Raw genomic sequence first — 18,635 nt, 5'->3', positions numbered from 1 at the left:
AAATAATATTTTTAACAGATTGGATGACTGGCAATGGAATTGGTAAACTCAATTTTTCAAATACTCCTTACAAGCGTAATCCAATTATTATCTTTAATTGGCGTTATCATTGTAATTGGATTTCTATTAGGCTATTTAGAATCTCTCACACGCATGTATTGGTCGAGAGCTTTTGGAAGAAAAGGATTCCTATTAACGGCTTGGATTGGTGTTCCTATTCACGAACTTGGACATGCCATTATGTGCGTGCTGTTCCGTCATAAGATTGTAGCAACACAGTTCTTCCCGACAGATACAAGTCAAGGGGCTTTAGGTTACGTACAACATCAATACAATCAAAAAAGTGTGTATCAACGGATTGGGAATTTCTTCATCGGCATTGGGCCTATTATTTCTGGTATTACTGCACTAATCCTTTTAATGCGCTATTTCGTACCAGAATCATATTTTTTATTTAATACAACTCTCGAAAAAACGATTGCTTCTACTTCTATTAATGTAGAAATGATCCAAAACATGCTCTTGTCGACGTTTGTATTATTGAAAAGCTTATTTACAATCGGCAATTTATTGAATCCTTCCTTTTGGTTATTTTTATTTATCGCCATTTGCATTTCCGCACATATCGCTTTAAGTAAACCAGACATTAAAGGATCAATAGACGGAGTTATCGTCATGTTTATCGTTTTATTTTTATTCAACATCATCGCGGGACTGTTTCAATACGACAGTAACCAGCTAATTGGACAGGTTATGAAATATAATATGTATCTCATTGCGTTTTCTAGTGTAGCACTGCTTTTCTCTTGTATTTCTACACTTGTTAGTTTTTCGTTTTATAAAATAAGAAGAGGGCGTTCTTTTTAAACGCCCTCTTCTTATTAATTATTCCCCTTATAATCACAATGCTCAACCGGAACGCGAGCATGCCCTTCTTCATCGGTACACCATGACTGTGATTGGAATGCAAGAAAGATACCAATCCATTCTTCTTCCTTTTCAAAGTGAATGAGTATTCCTCCGTCTTGCCATATGCCATCATCACCTTGCCATTTTTCTACATTCCCTTGATTCATATGAATATCATGTATACCGTTTCCTGGTTTGAAATGAAAATAGGAATCTGGTGTATTTTCTTCTGGTCCCCATCTTTCACCAAACGCGTAAATAATTGCTTTTTCTTCTATTGCTCGTTTTATATAACGTTCTATTTTTTCATTTAAATCATTATCTGTTCCTGCTTTTTCGGGAGGTAAAGGAATCATTTGATTTGAGTCAAATAGATTTCCTCTTACATAATCTAAAGCTACTTTCGGTTCATTGTTTTTTATTTCTGTAAAACCGAATGGTAATGTCGGTAAAATATGAATCGCCTCTGACTTAATATTGTTACTCGCAAAATATAAAACTTCTGATGGATAACTTTGCGACTTTACGTTAATTGCAATACGATAATCTACTCCTGTCTCGCCCTGTAAATGAACTTGATAATGAGGTGTTTTCCCTTTTCCAATCTTTGATTGTATAACTGTACCTTTTAACACACCGTAGTTTTTTAGGGGCATACATTTCATCTCCTATTCATTTAGTAGAAGCTATTCATATTTAAATCATTATCCACTCATAAAAAAAATCCTCCTATGTTAGGAGGATTTTTAATTTCTCAACATATACCAAACAATAACTTCTACCACTACAAGCAAAACCGCACCAAAGATCATTAACGTCGTCTTCTTTAATAGTTCATTTTCACGGTAAGGGATATTACATAAGTAAGCACCTAGTGTAATCCGTGATGGACAAGCGATTGTAGCTACTGATGATGCAGTGTTTTGAAGTGTTGTGACATATTGCCACGGGAGTGCTACGTTTTGTGCGGTTTGCATTTGTAGTTTTATAAACATTGCATTTGATCCTGCGTTACTACCTGTTAAAAATCCACCAATAGCGCCAATAAACGGAGCAACGAAAACGAAAAAGGTTCCAAATGTTTCACCAGCTGTCTTTGCGAGTAATGAATGCATGCCTGATGCACCCATTAGTTCTGAAATGGCGATAAACATTGTCGTCGTAATAGCAAATGGAATCCATTGTTTTATCGTTTGTGAGAGTGATTGTTTAATAATATTAGGCGGGATGCGGAAGAAAATAATAGTAAATAAGCAAGTCATACCGAGCCAAAATCCTGGTGAATATAGTAACTCTAGTTTGTAAGAGTATGATTTCAAATCAAGAACCGCATATGATCTGAACAAATCATGTAATGCTGGAACGAGGCGAGAAAGTAAAATACAAACTGTTAGAAATATATAAGGGCTAATAATTTTTATAATGGATACTTCTCTCTCCGTTGCAGCCGCATGTTCTGTTATAAGATTTTGCCCACTTTTTCCTTTTAATTTAATGATAAAAAAGCCAAAGGTAATCGTAACGATAGAACTTAATATCCCGGCTAGTTCAACACTTACGTACGCATTAGAAAGATAGATTCCGAGAGAAAATAATAGAAAGAACCCTACTCCTTCTTTCCACTTTTCTATAACCGCTTGCCAGCCGCCAACAACGTGTAAAGAAAGAATAACGAAGTAAGCAAACATCGGAATACTTAATAGCGCTGTATTTGTGCCAAGTGTTGTAAGAGGCATATTTATTAGCTGCGAACCGATAATCGTACCAGTTGCCATTGCGCCCCATGAACTAGCTAGTAAGCCGATGAATGAGAGTAGTACAGCTTGAAATGGTTTATATCCTAGTGAAAGAAAAATAGGTGCTGCAACCATGAAGCCAATACCGAATCCACTTACTGATTCAATAAGCGGGCAAATGCCAAAACACATAAGCAGCATTTGTAATAAGCGATCCTGAGTAACTGCTTCTAGAAAACGTGCTACTTGATCGATGTACCCCATTTTGTTCATGAGGTGAAATAAAAAAATACCGAAAAATAAAACGTACCCGACAATAAAACAAATTAACCATCCTTTAATCGTTGCGTGCACAGTTTCACTTATCCCTAATTGAAACATTGGCGAGAGTAAAACAATTCCAACAGACACAGCATAAGAAATTAACGAGGACCTTAATGACGTTTGTTTAAATAAAAATAAACAAATGAAAATCATCATAATTGGGATAAGTGCCAACAATATGGCCATGTTATCATCTCTTTTCATTAAAAATACAATTTTTAACTATTATATAACAGATGTCATAATTTTCAATTGTTTTTACAACAGATTCAAAAAAGGAACCAAACGGCTCCTTTTTATTCACTCCCATTTTCTATTATCCTGAAAAACTGTCTGCTTTCCGACTATTTCTTTCAACACAACAAACACAATGTAAGTACATATTGCTTGCAATATAATATTCCAAAATTTCATTAATGCAAATGAATGAATCCGTAGAAATAATTCGTTTAATAATACAATCGAAACGATACTAAATAATTCTATACTAATCGAAAATAGACATATTTCTAAAATAGACTGTTCTTGAATGCGATTTAAATTGGAAAAGATGAATACATACCCTAAAAATAGAGCCATTAACTCTATTTTCGTCATGCTAATAAGCCAAGCGTATAGCGGTACAGTTAAAAATAGATATAGTAGTTTACGTCTTAGCATGCCTTCTCACCCTCTAAATTATATGTATTTTCTGTATATTTTAACATTTATTACGCAAAACAAAAAGAAGAGACTACGCCTCTTCTTTTTGTTTTGTTGCATATATTAATTCACATATTTCTTCTTGCTTTTCATTTTCTAAAAGCTCAATGATCTTACTTCCAACGACAACTCCGTCGCATATTGTAATCATTTCTTCTACATGTTCCTTTGTTGAAATACCAAATCCTGCGACTACTGGTAAGTTGACGTGTGATTTTACTTTTTCTAAGTAACTATGAATCTCCTCTTTAAAGTTTTGACGTACTCCCGTTACGCCCGCTACTGTAACAGCATAAACGAACCCTTCTGATTCACTCGTAATTTTTTCAATTCTTTCAATAGGACTCGTTACGGTAACGAGTGGAATGAGCGCAATGTTTGCCTCTCGAAGTAACGGCGTAATAATATTTTGTTCTTCATACGGTAAGTCTGGAACGATGATGCCGTCTACACCTGCTTCTATACAGTTCTCGATGAATCTCTCTTTTCCGAATGCAAGTACAGGATTTAAATATGTCATAAGAACAAAGGGCATTTGTACTTCTTTCCTTACCTCTGCTAACGCTTGAAAAATGCCTTTTAATGTTACGCCGCTATCTAGCGCTCGCTTTCCTGCTCTTTGAATCGTTGGCCCATCTGCAACTGGATCCGAAAACGGAATACCAATTTCAACGATGCTTGCTCCAGCTTCATCTAGAAAACGAATTCTTTCTTTTAATTTTTCAAGGCCGCCATCTCCGCCCATTACATACGGAATAAATGCTTTCTTGCCATTTTCAAACGCTGCTTTAATTTTTTCTACTCCCATTTTTTACACCTCTTCCATATAACGTTTTATACTCTCTACATCTTTATCCCCGCGGCCTGATAAACAAATGACAAGCCCTTCGTCTGTCTTCATTTGCGGCGCTAATTTTAATGCGTATGCGACAGCATGTGAACTTTCTAACGCCGGGATAATGCCTTCTTTTTTCGTTAATAATTGAAATGCTTCTAATGCTTCTTCGTCTGTTATCGACTGATAAGAAACGCGGCCAATATCTTTTAGCAAACTATGTTCTGGACCAACACCTGGATAATCAAGTCCTGCTGAAATAGAGTGTGCTTCTTGAATTTGCCCTTCTTCATTTTGCAGAAGATACATCATTGATCCGTGCAGGACACCGACGCTTCCTTTCGTTAAAGTTGCTGCATGCTTTTCTGTATGAACGCCTTTTCCAGCTGCTTCTACGCCGTAAAGAGCAACTTCTTCATCATGTACAAATGGATAAAATATTCCCATCGCGTTACTCCCACCACCAATGCAAGCAACAACTGCTTCTGGTAATTTCCCCTCTAATTCTTCATATTGTTTCTTCGTCTCATTCCCAATTACACTTTGGAAATCACGTACAATTTGCGGGAATGGATGTGGTCCGAGAACAGATCCCATAATGTAGTGCGTATCATGCACATGTGAAACCCAGTAACGAAGCGCCTCGTTTACCGCATCTTTTAATGTACCGCTACCTGCCGCTACACTTTCTACTTTCGCTCCGAGTAATTCCATTCGGAACACATTTAATTTTTGACGTCTTACATCTTCTTCTCCCATAAAAATGACGCATTCTAATCCGAGAAGAGCACATACAGTAGCTGTTGCAACTCCGTGTTGTCCAGCTCCTGTTTCAGCGACAACTTTTTTCTTGCCCATTCGCACTGCAAGTAGTGCCTGACCGATTGTATTGTTAATTTTATGAGCTCCTGTATGGTTCAAATCTTCACGTTTTAAATAAATCTTTGCACCACCGCAATACTTCGTCATATTTTCAGCATAATATAGCGGTGTTTCTCTTCCGACGTACGTTTTTAAATAATGATTTAATTCCTTTTGAAATGCTTCATCTTGCATCGCTTCTTTATATGCTTCTTCTAGTTCTAGTACAGATTGCATTAACGTTTCTGGAACGTATCGTCCTCCGTATATACCGTAATGTCCTTTTTCATCTGGATATGCATAGTTCATTTGGAACACTCCTTCGCTTTTATAATAAATTGTTTTATTTTCTCTACATCTTTCTTTCCTTCTGTCTCTACTCCGCTGCTCACATCAACCATATAAGGCCGAACAGTTCGAATTGCTTCTTCTATATTAAGAGCGTTTAATCCACCAGCTAATATCGTTTTCTTTCGCAATTCTTTTGGCATATGCCCAAGTAGTTCCCATGAAAATGTCTTTCCATTTCCTCCATGAAACTTTTCTTTCGGGCTATCAAATAATATATAATCCGTTTCATACCTTTGAGCGTTTTTCATATCACTCTCTGAAGTTACTCCTAGCGATTTTATAGACGGAATATTCAATCTTCTAATTTGATGATTGTCTTCATCCCCATGTAGTTGTACATGTGTTAACCCGCACTCATCTGCAATTTTCCGGATCACTTCTACTGATTCATTTACGAAAACACCGATTTTTAACACGTTGGCTGGAAGCTCCTCAATGATTTCTTCCGCTCTCTTTGGAGTGATTTTCCGCTTACTTTCTGCAAAAACAAATCCGAGTGCATCTGCGCCGTATTCGCACGCACGTTTTGCTGTTTCCATATCAGTGATGCCGCAAATTTTCACTTTCATATATTCACCTTACAATCTTCAAAAAAACTACTAATAGAAGATGATGTCATAAGCGCCTCTCCAACTAATACACCTTTTGCTCCAGCTCTTTTAACACGAATAATATCTTCTTTTGAATGAATGCCACTTTCACTAATCCAAAGTAGTTTCTCCTCATTCAATCTTTTTCCAAGCTTTTCAGTTTGGCTTAAATCTACTTCGAACGTTTTTAAATTACGATTATTAATGCCAATAACGTGCGGATTTAATACAATCGCAGTTTCTAATTCCTGTACATCATGAACTTCAACAATCGCTTCCAATCCTTTTTCTAACACGTAGCTATACAACTCTTTTAACTTCTCTTTCGTTAACGCTGCTACAATTAGTAAAATAATATCGGCTCCCGCTTCATATGCTCTATCGATTTGAATCTTATCTATTATGAAATCTTTACATAAAAGCGGAATGTTACTTTCTTCTCGTGCTGTTTGTAAATCGTGAAACGATCCTTTAAAAAATTGACCATCTGTTAAAACAGAAACTGCTCCTGCACCACATTCCTCATATGTTCCCACTTGTTTTCGTACATCAACGTGTAAATTGATATCTCCTTTTGATGGTGATGCTCGCTTTACTTCTGCAATGATAGTAAACTGCTGTAACGCTTCTACAAGTGAATGTGTCTTTCTTTTTGCTTTTACTGGTGTATATATTTCATATAACTCCGTAACTTCCTTTTTCTTCTGTTCTACAATTTTATCTAAAATCGTCCCCACTTTAGTTCACCCTTTCTAATTTTTCGTTGCTTGCTGCAATTAATAAGTTTAATTTGGTTAATGCTTTTCCAGAGTCGATGCTATGTGTCGCGAGTTTAATTCCTTCTTCAATCGTTTCCGTTTTTCCATTTGCGAAAAGAGCTAGACCTGCATTTAATAAAACGGTATCACGATAAACACTCTTTTCTCCGCTCAATACGCCGACTGTAATCTTTGCATTTTCTTTTGAATTCCCCCCTCTAATTTCTTCATTTTTCACTCTTAAAAAACCATACTTTTCTGGATCAATACTCATTTCTACTATTTCATTATCTTTTAAAATGACTACGTGATTTTCCCCTTGTAATGACGCTTCATCTAAAAAACCACTTCCATTTACGACAAGCGCTTGTTTCCGGCCTAACTTTTGTAATACTTGTGCAACTGGTAATAACATATCTCGTTTATAAATACCGACAAATTGTGTTTCTAAATTCACTGGATTTGTTAAAGGACCAATTAAATTAAAGATCGTCGGCACGTTTAACTCTTTTCTTATTTTCATAATGCGCCTTAGTGCTGGATGCATCACTGGTGCAAATAAAAATGCAATGCCCACATGCTCTAGTAAATAATCAATTTCGTTTGGCGTACTACTAATATTTACACCTAGTTCTTCTAATAAGTCTGCACTTCCTGTTTTACTAGAAACAGCACGATTACCATGTTTTGCAACCTTTACGCCAGCTCCTGCCAGTACGAATGCTGATGTTGTGCTAATATTAAACGTTTGAGCACCGTCACCACCCGTCCCGCAATTGTCCATTGCTCCTTGTATATGGTTCGAAAATGGTAGTGCCTTTTCGCGAAGAGCTCGAACGAGACCGTATATTTCTTCTGCATTTTCACCTTTCGCTTTCAGTAAGACTAAGAAAGCTGCAATTTCACTTTCTAATATGTTTTCACTTAATAAAAGTAGTCCTGCTTTATACATTTCCTCTTCTGTTAAATGTTGACCCTCCACTAATTTACGAAGATAGTTATTCATACTCTTTCCTCCTCTTTTACTTCTGTTAAAAAGGCACGTATTAACTTTCCGCCTTCTTCTGTTGCGATTGATTCCGGATGAAACTGTAATCCGAAGAGCGGATAATAATTGTGACGGACTGCCATTATCTCTCCGTCGTCCATCGCTGTCGCTAATATGTCAAAACACTCTGGCAAGCTCGTTTGCTCTGCAACAAGGGAATGATAGCGCATTGCCGTTAACGGCTGTGTAGCGTATGAAAAGATTGACATTCCGTTATGTTTCACACGCGATGTTTTTCCATGTTTAATACGTTCTGCTCTAACAATGTCTCCTCCAAATGCAGCTATGATCGCTTGGTGACCAAGACAAATCCCTAATATGGGAACGTTCTTATAAAAATGACGGATGACGTCGATACAAATGCCAGCATCCTCTGGTTTTCCTGGTCCTGGTGAAAGTACAATTCCTCTTGGATTCATCTCTTCTAACTGTTCTATCGTTATTTCATCATTTCTTACAACTACAATTTCTTCTTCATGTTCGCCTAACAGTTGATACAAGTTATATGTGAACGAATCGTAATTATCGATAAGTACAATCATTTCATTACCTCCAAAAGCGCTCTCGCTTTATTTAATGTTTCTTCATATTCAGCTACTGGATCTGAATCGTAAACGACTCCTGCTCCTGCCTGAACGTATGCTTTTTCATCCTTTACGACCATCGTTCGAATAGCGAGCGCCATATCAAGATTTCCTGAAAAACTAACGTATCCAACTGCACCAGCGTATACATTTCTTTTTTCATTCTCTAGTTCATTTATAATTTCCATCGCTCTAATTTTCGGAGCTCCAGAAACCGTTCCTGCTGGTAAGCAATACGCTAACGCATCAAATCCGCCCATTTGTTTTCGCAATGTTCCGTAAACTTCAGATACAATGTGCATAACGTGAGAGTATTTTTCTACTTTCATATATTTATCTATCGTAATCGAGCCGATTTCGCTCACTCTACCAATATCGTTTCGCCCAAGATCTACAAGCATCATATGCTCTGCTCGCTCTTTCTCATTGCCTAACAGTTCTTTTGCGATTTCCTCGTCTTCCCTCTTCGTTTTCCCCCTCGGCCTTGTACCAGCAATTGGATTCGTCATCACTTTATCCTCCCTTACTGATAGTAAACTTTCCGGCGAAGAACCGAGTACAACATAATCTTGAAAATCGATATAGAACATATATGGTGATGGATTTGCAATTCGAAGTTTTCGGTATAACCAGAATGGATCCCCAATACATTCACTTTGTAAACGCTGTGATAGTACGACTTGGAATATGTCTCCCGCTCTTATATATTCTTTCGCAATTTCTACCATCTCACAAAACTCTTTTTCCGTTATAGAAGAAGTGAATGATAATGTGGATTGTATTGCATTTACTTCAGCTTCTTCTCCTTGTAGCACTTCCTCTTTGTATACTCGTAGCCTTTCGTATACTTCCTCATAATCTGCTGAATCATCTTCCCTGCATACATATACAAACGACAACTTTTGGCGTAAATGATCGTAAACGATAAACTCACGATATAGTACAAGGTGTACTTCCGGAATATTTAATGGGTCGTGTAAATCCGCTCCAATGTTTTCATACTGCCGAATGACATCATATCCAATATAACCAACTGCTCCTCCGCAAAATGGAAATGGGCTGTCTACTTGTGATGGTGCGATTACTTCTTCTAACACTTGTAGTACGTTACCTTGTAACTTTTCTGCCCGGCCGTAAATCGTTCGTTCCACTTCCGTACCAACGCTTTTTACTTCTCCATAAGGATTACATCCTAAGTAAGAATAACGCCCTTTATCTTGATGAAGCTGTGAACTTTCTAATAAAAATTTCTTCTTCCCTTTCATACGTCTATATAAAGAAATTGGCGTAATGCTATCTCCTTCTTCTTCAGTGATTACTAAAAATGTCTTTCTCGCTCTTTTTTGTTTTATAAATTCTTCTTTCGTCATCATGTCCTTCACCTCACTCTAGAAAAATAAAAAAGTCCCCTACATATCGAAAATATGTAGAGGACGATAAATATACCGCGGTACCACCTCGTGTTGGATGCAAAAGCATCCCGCTTTGTTCAGGTACAAAATTTATACCTTATCCTTGTAACGGCGGAACCCGGGTTGCCTACTGAAAATAATTGTTCAGCATACCTCTCGTAAGCCCATTCCGTATATGGCACCGTACCGGGCTCCCACCTATTCCCGGCTCTCTGTAACGTCTCCAATATACGTACTCTTCTTACTTAAACGATTTCATTTATTTAATTTTTTATACACAAAAAGGGAGTACTCATCCTATAGAAAGGACGGGTACTCCCGTGGTGCCACCTTAATTCGTTACAAATGTAACGCACTTTACCGTATCAAAAACAATACGTGTCTCTTGTATCGATGAGATCATGTCGCCAAAGCCTACTTCTTTCGTTTCGGTTTGGAAGCTCCGAAGCCCATTCCACATCAATTCCATACTGATTCGCACCAACCATCAGCTCTCTGACATGTTCATCATGTGTACTCTTCTTCATCAACGCTTGCATTTTTTTAAGTTGCACTCATTATAGACCTGACTTTTTTCACAAGTCAATACTTTTTCAAAAATTTAATTTTTCTTTCCTTTCAATATTATATTGACAAAACAACCTCTTTTTATGTAAATATAATAAATACTCTATTAAAAATAAGGTTTTTTGTATGAATATTATATATTAAAAAAGTAAAATGACATCAAAAAACGCTTACATTTCTGAAAATTCGTATTTCTATATGGATTTTTCAGAATAATCATGATAGATTATAAAGTGAAACTTTAATCAGTAGGGGTTTGTTCATCCCACTGATTATTAGTTAAATCAATCGGGCATTTACGGGCAGTTGCTCTCCCACCTAACTTCCTTGCCCAGCCAATTTTAAGGTGGGAGTTTTACTGCCCGTTTATGCGGGATAAATATGCATAACGCATCAAAAGACATGACAAAAGGAAGGGGAACTTCATGAGTACGCAGATGTTAACTTTAACTTCAATCTCTATTTACATGCTCGGGATGTTAGTAATCGGCTATTTCGCCTATAAACGAACGTCCAACTTAACAGATTATATGCTTGGCGGGCGTACACTAGGCCCCGCAGTAACGGCATTAAGTGCTGGAGCATCCGATATGAGTGGTTGGCTTTTAATGGGATTACCAGGTGCAATGTTTAGCGTTGGATTAAGTAGTAGTTGGATTGCGATCGGCCTAACACTAGGCGCATACGCAAACTGGCTTTATGTTGCTCCTCGCTTACGTACCTACTCAGAAATTGCAAATAACTCTATTACTATTCCAGAATTTTTGGAACACCGTTTCCACGACAAATCTCATATGCTACGTTTAGTATCTGGACTTGTTATTATGATTTTCTTTACTTTCTATGTAGCTTCAGGATTAGTTTCAGGCGCTGTATTATTTGAAAATTCATTTGGTATGAACTACCACGTTGGATTATTCATTGTAGCTGGTGTTGTTGTCGCTTACACATTATTTGGTGGTTTCTTAGCAGTGAGTTGGACAGACTTCGTGCAAGGAATCATTATGGTAGTTGCTCTTATTCTTGTTCCTATCGTAACAATTATGAATTCGAACGGACTGGGACCTGCATTTGATACAATTCGTTCTGTAGATCCAACACGTTTAGATATTTTTAAAGGTGCCTCTACTTTAGGGATTATTTCTTTATTTGCATGGGGCCTTGGTTATGTTGGACAACCTCATATTATCGTACGCTTTATGGCGATTTCCTCTGTAAAAGAAATTAAAAGCGCACGAAGAATTGGTATGAGCTGGATGATTTTCTCTGTTGTCGGAGCTATGTTTACTGGCCTTATCGGTATTGCTTACTACTCACAACAAGAGTTAACATTATCTAACCCAGAAACAATTTTCCTTGAACTCGGAAAAATTTTATTCCATCCACTTATTACTGGATTTTTATTAGCAGCTATTTTAGCAGCGATTATGAGTACAATTTCATCTCAATTACTCGTTACTTCTAGCGCTATAACAGAAGATTTATATCGTACATTCTTTAAACGTTCTGCTTCTGATAAAGAACTTGTATTTGTCGGTCGTATGGCTGTACTTGTTATTGCCTTAGTTGGGTGCGCATTAGCGTTTAAACAAAATGATACGATTTTAGCTCTTGTTGGGTACGCTTGGGCTGGATTTGGTTCTTCATTCGGACCTGCTATTTTATTAAGCTTATATTGGAAACGCATGACGAAGTGGGGCGCACTTGCTGGTATGATTTCTGGTGCCGCTACAGTCATTATTTGGACTCAATTCAAATTCTTAAAAGAATTCTTATATGAAATGATTCCTGGTTTTACTATTAGTTTACTAGTAATCGTAATTGTTAGTTTACTAACACAACCTTCAAAAGAAGTTAAAGAGCAATTTGAGGATTTCGAAAAACAACATCGTCATAATTTATAAAAAAATCTCTGCTGTTACGATAACAGCAGAGATTTTTTACAGTTCGACAATCTTCTTATCAAATTTAACAAATTCTTTATGTTTCGTTAAATTTAACATAACACTACTCCTTTATAGTATAAGTATCAGCACTTATACAGAAAGGGGACTCCAACATGTTAGCAGCTTTCCAGCAACAACAAACACGAAAATTTTCACCTATCACAAATACTTCTGCGTCTTGTTTAAACATGCAACCTAACCCGCCTAAAATTTCAATTGCTCCTTCTGTTATTTCAGTCATCGGTGTTCATATGGAAAAACATAAATTAAAAATAAAAACGGGACAAAACATTGTGTTATCAGCTTCCATTTTACCAATACAAGCAACGAATAAAGAGCTTATTTGGTCAAATATGAATTCTGATATCATCACCATATATCCAAAAGGTGACACCGTAACGATTACTGGAAAAAGTGCAGGTAAAGCAGTCGTAATTGTCACAACTGCTGAAGGCAAATTTCGTGACCTATGTGTCATTCATGTACAACCTTATATGACAAATCCAAAGTAAAAGAGTGGCTTCGTAGCCACTCTTTTACTTGATTTCAATATTTTAGTTTTTACTTTTTACAAGGTTAATAAAAAAAGATGAAGATTTATCTTGTTTATGATGGTTGAAATTCGAAATTGCCTGTTCTTCTGTATAAAAATTTGATGTAACTTCTTTCCCTGCTTCATCTATACTATGTTGCCTAACGCATCCTTTTAATACAAAATAACATTTTAACGGAACATTTCCTTGTCTTAGGAGCACTGTTCCTTTTTTATATTCTTCAATTTGTAATTCACTGAGGATCATTTGCTGCTCTTCTTCACTTAGTGTTGTAAATCTATTCATATACTTCTTTAATATCTCTTCCATTTTCCTCCCCCTTCTACGCCCGCATTTCTATAAAACAAAAAGAGAAGTATCATAACTTCTCTTTTCTCCCCTAACACTATAATTCCTGTGTATACACCGGCTCGTTTACGACATTTTTTGCTGTTCGCTTTTGTTGCTGCATTAAGAAAACAGATACACCAAACAATACGAGCATGCTACCGATCATTTGCATTGCATTTAATTTTTCTCCAAGTAAGAAGAACGCAAGTATAGATGCTCCAACAGGTTCTCCTAAAATACTCATTGAAATTGTCGTTGCATTTACATAATTTAATAGCCAGTTATTAATTACATGTGACACTGTCGGCACAACCGCAAGTAAAAGAAAAACAGTCCAATCCCACTTCGTATAACCTGTAAAGGGTACTTGTAATATAACATTATAAATCCCCATAAAAAGACCTGCGAACGCAAAGACTGTAAAGCTATAAATCCAGTGCGATACTTTCTTCACTGTCGTTTGCCCGATAAATAAATAACCGACAACCGCTATTACACTTAGAAAGGATAATATGTCACCATAAATTGCTTGCTTACTTAAACCTAAATCTCCCCAACCAATGCACATTACTCCTAAAATAGCGATTCCCATCGTTGCAATGGCTGAATATGTTGTTCTTTCTTTAAATAGAAAAAAACCTCCAACTAAAGATACGATTGGTTGAAGTGCCAAAATAATTGTTGAACTAGCAACTGTTGTATGCTTTAAAGATTCAAACCATAAAAGAAAATGAAGTGCTAAAAAGAAACCAGATCCAATTAAAAAGCCCCAATCTTTCATTTGAATCCTATTAAATTCCTCTCTTTTTTTCCATACGATAGGCAGCATAATAAGTACGATAATCCATAAGCGGTACATACTTAATATTGAAGATGGTGCTGAGGACATCTTTACAAAAACTGCTGCAAAGGAAATGGCAATTATAGAAATTGCTAATGGTAGTGCGATTGATTTTTCTTGTTTCAAATCCTGTCTCCCCTCTCACCTGTCAAAAATCCCACTTCATTATATCCGTTTTCTTTCGCAACTTAAATACTAATTTTTTAGATTCTTCGTACCATTATGGTAAAATAGAAATTAAGGCACCGATTAGTGAATATTTCTTTCCTTTTCACTACAAGCGTCGCTCTTACAATCGTTACAGTAAATTTTTATTTAGGGGGATTTACATGAGTCAAACAATAGGGAGAATTGAAGAAATTTCATTTTATAGCGCATCACTCCAAGAAGACGTTACACTTCTCGTTTATTTACCAGTAAATTACACGCCACTGCACAAACATACAGTTGTAATTGCACAAGATGGTAGAGATTATTTTCAGCTCGGTAAAGCGCACCGTGTAATTGAGCGCCTTCGTGAAACCGAAGAAATTGACCGTACAATTATTGTCGGTATTCCATATAAAAATGTACATGATCGTAAAGAAAAATATTTCCCAAATGAAGTAAAAAATGCTGCATATATTCGTTTCCTTGCTCATGAACTTGCACCATATATTGATGAAAATTATCCAACGTACCAAATGGGAAAAGGCCGTGTTTTAATTGGTGATTCTCTTGGTGGAACAGTTTCCTTTATGACTGCACTTATGTATCCGCATACATTCGGTAAAGTCGTTATACAATCACCATTTGTGGATGAGACAGTGATGAACTTAGCAAAAGAATTCAAAGATCCACAGGCGTTAGAACTGTATCACGTCATCGGTACAGAAGAAACGGCTGTAAAGCGTACTGATGGACAAGTATCTGATTTCGTAGGGCCGAACCGTGAGTTAAATACGCTTCTTACAGATAAAAACTTCATCACGCATTATGAGGAATTTGAAGGCAATCATACTTGGAAATATTGGCAGACTGATTTACCGAAAGCCTTCTCTCATATTCTATCAATGAAATAATAGAGAGCAGTATTCAGAATAATTTGATATAATAGATAAAGAGATTTATTTATCTCAAAATCTAACTAGACTTACAAAGGGAGGAATTGGAACATGAAATTAGGCATTGTAATTTTTCCATCTAAAATGATTCAAGATAAAGCGAACGGATTGCGTAAACGTTATGACCCGCACTACGCATTAGTTCCGCCACATATTACATTGAAAACACCCTTTGAGGCGCAAGATGAACAATTAGAGTCGATTGTAAACGAGTTACATACAATCGCAAGTAAAACGAACCCTTTCACCCTTCATGTTGGGAAAGTTGGTTCATTCGCACCTGTTAATAACGTCCTTTACTTTAAAGTAGAAAAAACACCTGAACTTACTTTCTTAAATGAAGAAATGCATAGCGGGTTATTCACGCAAGAACGCGAATATGCTTTCGTACCTCATTTAACAATCGGACAAGGCTTATCAGATGCAGAGCATGCTGATGTGTTGGGCCGATTACGTATGAAAGATTTCTATTACGAACAACCAATTGATCGTTTCCATCTTCTATATCAATTAGAAAATGGAACATGGACTGTACACGAAACATTCCGTCTTGGAAAGGGGAACAACTAATTTGCACGCACAGATTGTACAAACGGACGAACAACTAAGAGATGCATTCTCTGTACGTAAACAAGTGTTTGTAAATGAACAACGTGTCTCTGCTGAAGAAGAGTACGATGAGTTTGAAGAAACTTCAACACACGTTGTTATATATGACAATGATGTTCCAATCGGTGCTGGACGTTTTCGCGCCCTTGATGGTATCGGAAAAATGGAACGCATTTGCGTGCTAAGTTCTCATCGAAAAAAAGGTATCGGAAAAATTGTTATGGATGCGCTTGAAGCGTATGCAAAAGAAAATTCGCTACCAAAATTGAAACTTCACGCTCAAACACATGCCGAAGATTTCTATAAAAAACTTGGATATGTAACGAGTTCTGATGTATTTATGGAAGCTAATATCCCGCACGTCGTAATGATAAAAGAATTGTAATTTGAAAGCAGGAGGTGATCCCTCCTGTTTTTTTACATTGCTATTTTCTTTTTCTTCCGCTAAAGTTAAATGTTGATGCTATAGTTTTGAAGGTGAACATATGACACAAGAAAAATTTTCACAAAAATCGTTAACACACGCTGATATTCCGCGTGCGACATATCATATTCCGAAAACATCTACCCATTTAATCATGGAAGAAGATGTAGATGCGGCTTATTTCCGCGCTCTCGAACAACAAAATGTTTTTTTAAACGAAAAACAATTAGAAGCCGTGCGTACAACAGAAGGTCCTGTTCTTACACTAGCTGGTGCCGGAAGCGGAAAAACATCTGTTTTAACAACTCGCGTAGGTTATTTAGTAAATGTAAAACAAGTTCATCCACGAAATATTTTATTACTTACATTTACACAAAAAGCAGCTGAAGAAATCCGAAGTCGTGTTGCGAAGTTACCGGGTATGAATCATGCAGCAAGTAGTTACGTTGTTGCTGGTACATTCCACTCTGTTTTCTTAAAATTGCTTCGTAGCCAAGGGTATAATCAGCAAATTTTAGCAAATGAAAAACATAAACAAATTATGATAAAAAAAATTTTAAAAGAATTGCGTTTAAAAGACGATTATGATGCTGAAACGATGCTCGCGATGATTTCACTTGAGAAAAACAAATTAAATCGTCCGAAAGATGTAAAAGCGAAAACACCAGTCGAACAAGAATTTAAAGAAGTATACGAACGTTTTGAAGAGGTAAAACAAAGATACAATTATATTGATTTCGATGACATCTTATTGGAAACATATTATATGTTAGAAAATAATGCTCCTTTACTAACTCAATTACAACAACGTTTTCACTACATTGAAGTAGATGAGTTTCAAGATACATCCTATGCACAATATGAAATTGTAAAATTGTTAGCCACGCCAAGAAATAATTTATTTATCGCAGGTGATGACGACCAGGCGATATACGGCTGGCGAGGAGCAAGTCACCAAATTATTTTATCTTTTCCAAAAGAATTTGATAACACAACAATCATTGCACTAAATACGAATTATCGATCCAATCCCTTTATCGTCGGGCTTGGAAATGAAGTTATAAAATTAAATCAAGAACGTTTTGATAAAGAGCTATACTCTGTTCGTGAGGAAGGTGTACAACCTTTTTATGCAAGACCTGCTACGACTCTTGATGAAGCAAATCAAATTTTGCAGCTTATTCAAGAAAAAGTAGAGAGTGGTGAACGTAACTTTAAAGATTTTTGTTTACTGTATCGCACACATTCTGTAAGTCGTTCGTTACTTGATCAGCTTACCATCCATAAAATCCCGTTTATTAAACACGGAGCGAGCCAATCATTTTATGAACATTCTTTAATTAAGCCTGTATTAGATCATCTACGACTTGTGATTGAGCCGTTTCGACTAGAATCACTTTCAAACATATTGCCGACGATGTATATCGGACGTGATGATTGTATTTCATTTATTGAACGTGAACAATGGAAATATGGTGAGGGGCGCTTCCCTTCTCTTCTTCATTTCTTACTATTAAATCCAAGCTTAAAACCTTTTCAAGTGAAAAAGGTAAATGAGCGCATCGATTTTATTAAATTTATAAAAGAATTAGAACCGAAAAAAGCATTAAAAGAAATCATTCATGGTAAAGGAAAATATTTAGAGTACTTGCAAAGTAACGATCGTTCTTCCTTTACAATGCATAAAGACATACAAGAAGAAATGTTGGAAGAATTAATGGAGTCTGCCACTCGTTTCACCGATATTCCAGCTTATTTACAATTTATCGACGAGGCGATTCAAGGTCAAAAAGAAATGGAAGCATTAAAAACAATGCCGCAAAAAGATGCCGTTTCACTTATGTCAATTCATAACGCAAAAGGCCTTGAATTTCCATGTGTCTTTTTACTTGGAGCGAGTGATGGAATCCTGCCCCATACTTCTTCTTTAAAAGATGCAAATGATCGTGTTACGGAAACTTCTGAAGCGTTAGAAGAAGAACGCCGGTTACTATATGTCGCCATTACACGTGCGAAAGAAGAACTTTACATTTCTTCTCCGCAATTTTTCCGAGGAAAGAAATTAGATATATCTCGTTTTTTATATACTGTGCGAAAAGATTTACCTGAAAAGACATCCACTAAATAAGGATGTCTTTTTTTTATATCACG

At 36.5% G+C, this 18,635-nt stretch carries 18 protein-coding genes, 1 pseudogene and 2 other annotated features; of the genes and pseudogenes, 7 read left to right on the top strand and 12 right to left on the bottom strand.

The window, feature by feature from the left end; translation table 11 throughout:
- Positions 1–33: 33 nt before the first annotated feature.
- Positions 34–867: a hypothetical protein gene (locus HMPREF1014_RS18215; RefSeq protein WP_000424529.1), complete on the top strand. Its 834-nt coding sequence runs from the start codon at positions 34–36 to the stop codon at positions 865–867.
- A 14-nt stretch (positions 868–881) separates the two neighbouring features.
- Here HMPREF1014_RS18215 and HMPREF1014_RS18210 read toward each other — a convergent pair whose 3' ends face one another.
- The 10 genes from HMPREF1014_RS18210 to trpE all read right to left on the bottom strand — a co-directional run bounded on the left by HMPREF1014_RS18210 (position 882) and on the right by trpE (position 10,071).
- Positions 882–1,565 (bottom strand): DUF2278 family protein, encoded by a 684-nt coding sequence (locus HMPREF1014_RS18210; protein WP_001128606.1) that lies wholly within the window; start codon positions 1,563–1,565, stop codon positions 882–884.
- 90 nt (positions 1,566–1,655) lie between these two features.
- Positions 1,656–3,155, bottom strand: coding sequence for an L-lactate permease (locus HMPREF1014_RS18205; protein ID WP_000996242.1), 1,500 nt, complete (start codon positions 3,153–3,155; stop codon positions 1,656–1,658).
- A gap of 114 nt (positions 3,156–3,269) precedes the next feature.
- Positions 3,270–3,629 carry a DUF4029 domain-containing protein gene (locus HMPREF1014_RS18200; protein WP_000946130.1) on the bottom strand — a complete coding sequence of 120 codons (360 nt, stop codon included), beginning with the start codon at positions 3,627–3,629 and terminating at the stop codon, positions 3,270–3,272.
- Positions 3,630–3,702: 73 nt separating this feature from the next.
- Positions 3,703–4,479, bottom strand: coding sequence for a tryptophan synthase subunit alpha (trpA, locus tag HMPREF1014_RS18195; protein WP_000537826.1), 777 nt, complete (start codon positions 4,477–4,479; stop codon positions 3,703–3,705).
- Positions 4,480–4,482: 3 nt separating this feature from the next.
- Positions 4,483–5,676 carry a tryptophan synthase subunit beta gene (gene trpB, locus HMPREF1014_RS18190; protein ID WP_001105037.1) on the bottom strand — a complete coding sequence of 398 codons (1,194 nt, stop codon included), beginning with the start codon at positions 5,674–5,676 and terminating at the stop codon, positions 4,483–4,485.
- Complete coding sequence (locus HMPREF1014_RS18185; RefSeq protein WP_000865114.1) at positions 5,673–6,287, bottom strand: phosphoribosylanthranilate isomerase; 615 nt, start codon at positions 6,285–6,287, stop codon at positions 5,673–5,675. The genes trpB and HMPREF1014_RS18185 overlap by 4 nt, the downstream gene beginning before the upstream one ends.
- Positions 6,284–7,045 carry an indole-3-glycerol phosphate synthase TrpC gene (trpC, locus tag HMPREF1014_RS18180; protein WP_000536714.1) on the bottom strand — a complete coding sequence of 254 codons (762 nt, stop codon included), beginning with the start codon at positions 7,043–7,045 and terminating at the stop codon, positions 6,284–6,286. The genes HMPREF1014_RS18185 and trpC overlap by 4 nt, the downstream gene beginning before the upstream one ends.
- Before the next feature lies 1 nt (position 7,046).
- The gene (gene trpD / locus HMPREF1014_RS18175; protein ID WP_001067355.1) at positions 7,047–8,072 is read right to left on the bottom strand and encodes an anthranilate phosphoribosyltransferase; all 1,026 of its coding nucleotides are present in this window, start codon (positions 8,070–8,072) and stop codon (positions 7,047–7,049) included.
- Complete coding sequence (locus HMPREF1014_RS18170; RefSeq protein WP_000636317.1) at positions 8,069–8,656, bottom strand: aminodeoxychorismate/anthranilate synthase component II; 588 nt, start codon at positions 8,654–8,656, stop codon at positions 8,069–8,071. Before HMPREF1014_RS18170 ends, trpD begins: the two co-directional genes overlap by 4 nt.
- The gene (trpE, locus tag HMPREF1014_RS18165; RefSeq protein WP_009327257.1) at positions 8,653–10,071 is read right to left on the bottom strand and encodes an anthranilate synthase component I; all 1,419 of its coding nucleotides are present in this window, start codon (positions 10,069–10,071) and stop codon (positions 8,653–8,655) included. The genes HMPREF1014_RS18170 and trpE overlap by 4 nt, the downstream gene beginning before the upstream one ends.
- Positions 10,072–10,124: 53 nt before the next feature.
- Positions 10,125–10,369: a binding site (T-box leader), on the bottom strand.
- Positions 10,370–10,411: 42 nt separating this feature from the next.
- Positions 10,412–10,649: a binding site (T-box leader), on the bottom strand.
- 453 nt (positions 10,650–11,102) lie between these two features.
- Here trpE and putP point away from each other — a divergent pair.
- Entirely contained in the window at positions 11,103–12,581 is a 1,479-nt protein-coding gene (putP, locus tag HMPREF1014_RS18155) for a sodium/proline symporter PutP (protein ID WP_000107205.1), read from the top strand.
- A gap of 155 nt (positions 12,582–12,736) precedes the next feature.
- On the top strand, positions 12,737–13,135 hold the full coding sequence (locus tag HMPREF1014_RS18150) for an Ig-like domain-containing protein (RefSeq protein WP_000878734.1): 399 nt from the start codon (positions 12,737–12,739) through the stop codon (positions 13,133–13,135).
- Between the two features lie 78 nt (positions 13,136–13,213).
- Here the strand turns inward: HMPREF1014_RS18150 and HMPREF1014_RS18145 are convergent.
- Positions 13,214–13,486, bottom strand: a pseudogene (locus HMPREF1014_RS18145) (Crp/Fnr family transcriptional regulator); the annotation flags it as partial.
- Between the two features lie 76 nt (positions 13,487–13,562).
- Positions 13,563–14,474 carry a DMT family transporter gene (locus HMPREF1014_RS18140; protein WP_000806941.1) on the bottom strand — a complete coding sequence of 304 codons (912 nt, stop codon included), beginning with the start codon at positions 14,472–14,474 and terminating at the stop codon, positions 13,563–13,565.
- 203 nt (positions 14,475–14,677) lie between these two features.
- Here HMPREF1014_RS18140 and HMPREF1014_RS18135 point away from each other — a divergent pair, with 203 nt between their 5' ends.
- The 4 genes from HMPREF1014_RS18135 (at position 14,678) to HMPREF1014_RS18120 (ending at position 18,612) form a co-directional block, all read left to right on the top strand.
- Positions 14,678–15,409 carry an alpha/beta hydrolase gene (locus HMPREF1014_RS18135; RefSeq protein WP_000084009.1) on the top strand — a complete coding sequence of 244 codons (732 nt, stop codon included), beginning with the start codon at positions 14,678–14,680 and terminating at the stop codon, positions 15,407–15,409.
- Positions 15,410–15,502: 93 nt separating this feature from the next.
- Positions 15,503–16,021 carry a YjcG family protein gene (locus tag HMPREF1014_RS18130; RefSeq protein WP_000765863.1) on the top strand — a complete coding sequence of 173 codons (519 nt, stop codon included), beginning with the start codon at positions 15,503–15,505 and terminating at the stop codon, positions 16,019–16,021.
- Between the two features lies 1 nt (position 16,022).
- Positions 16,023–16,445, top strand: coding sequence for a GNAT family N-acetyltransferase (locus HMPREF1014_RS18125; protein WP_000543293.1), 423 nt, complete (start codon positions 16,023–16,025; stop codon positions 16,443–16,445).
- Between the two features lie 100 nt (positions 16,446–16,545).
- The gene (locus HMPREF1014_RS18120; protein WP_000191204.1) at positions 16,546–18,612 is read left to right on the top strand and encodes an ATP-dependent helicase; all 2,067 of its coding nucleotides are present in this window, start codon (positions 16,546–16,548) and stop codon (positions 18,610–18,612) included.
- Positions 18,613–18,635 lie beyond the last annotated feature (23 nt).

This window comes from Bacillus sp. 7_6_55CFAA_CT2 (assembly GCF_000238655.1).
Taxonomy (GTDB): Bacteria; Bacillota; Bacilli; order Bacillales; family Bacillaceae_G; genus Bacillus_A; species Bacillus_A cereus.
The sequence above is the reverse complement of the archived record's forward strand: the minus strand, read 5'-3'. Positions and strand labels throughout refer to the sequence as shown.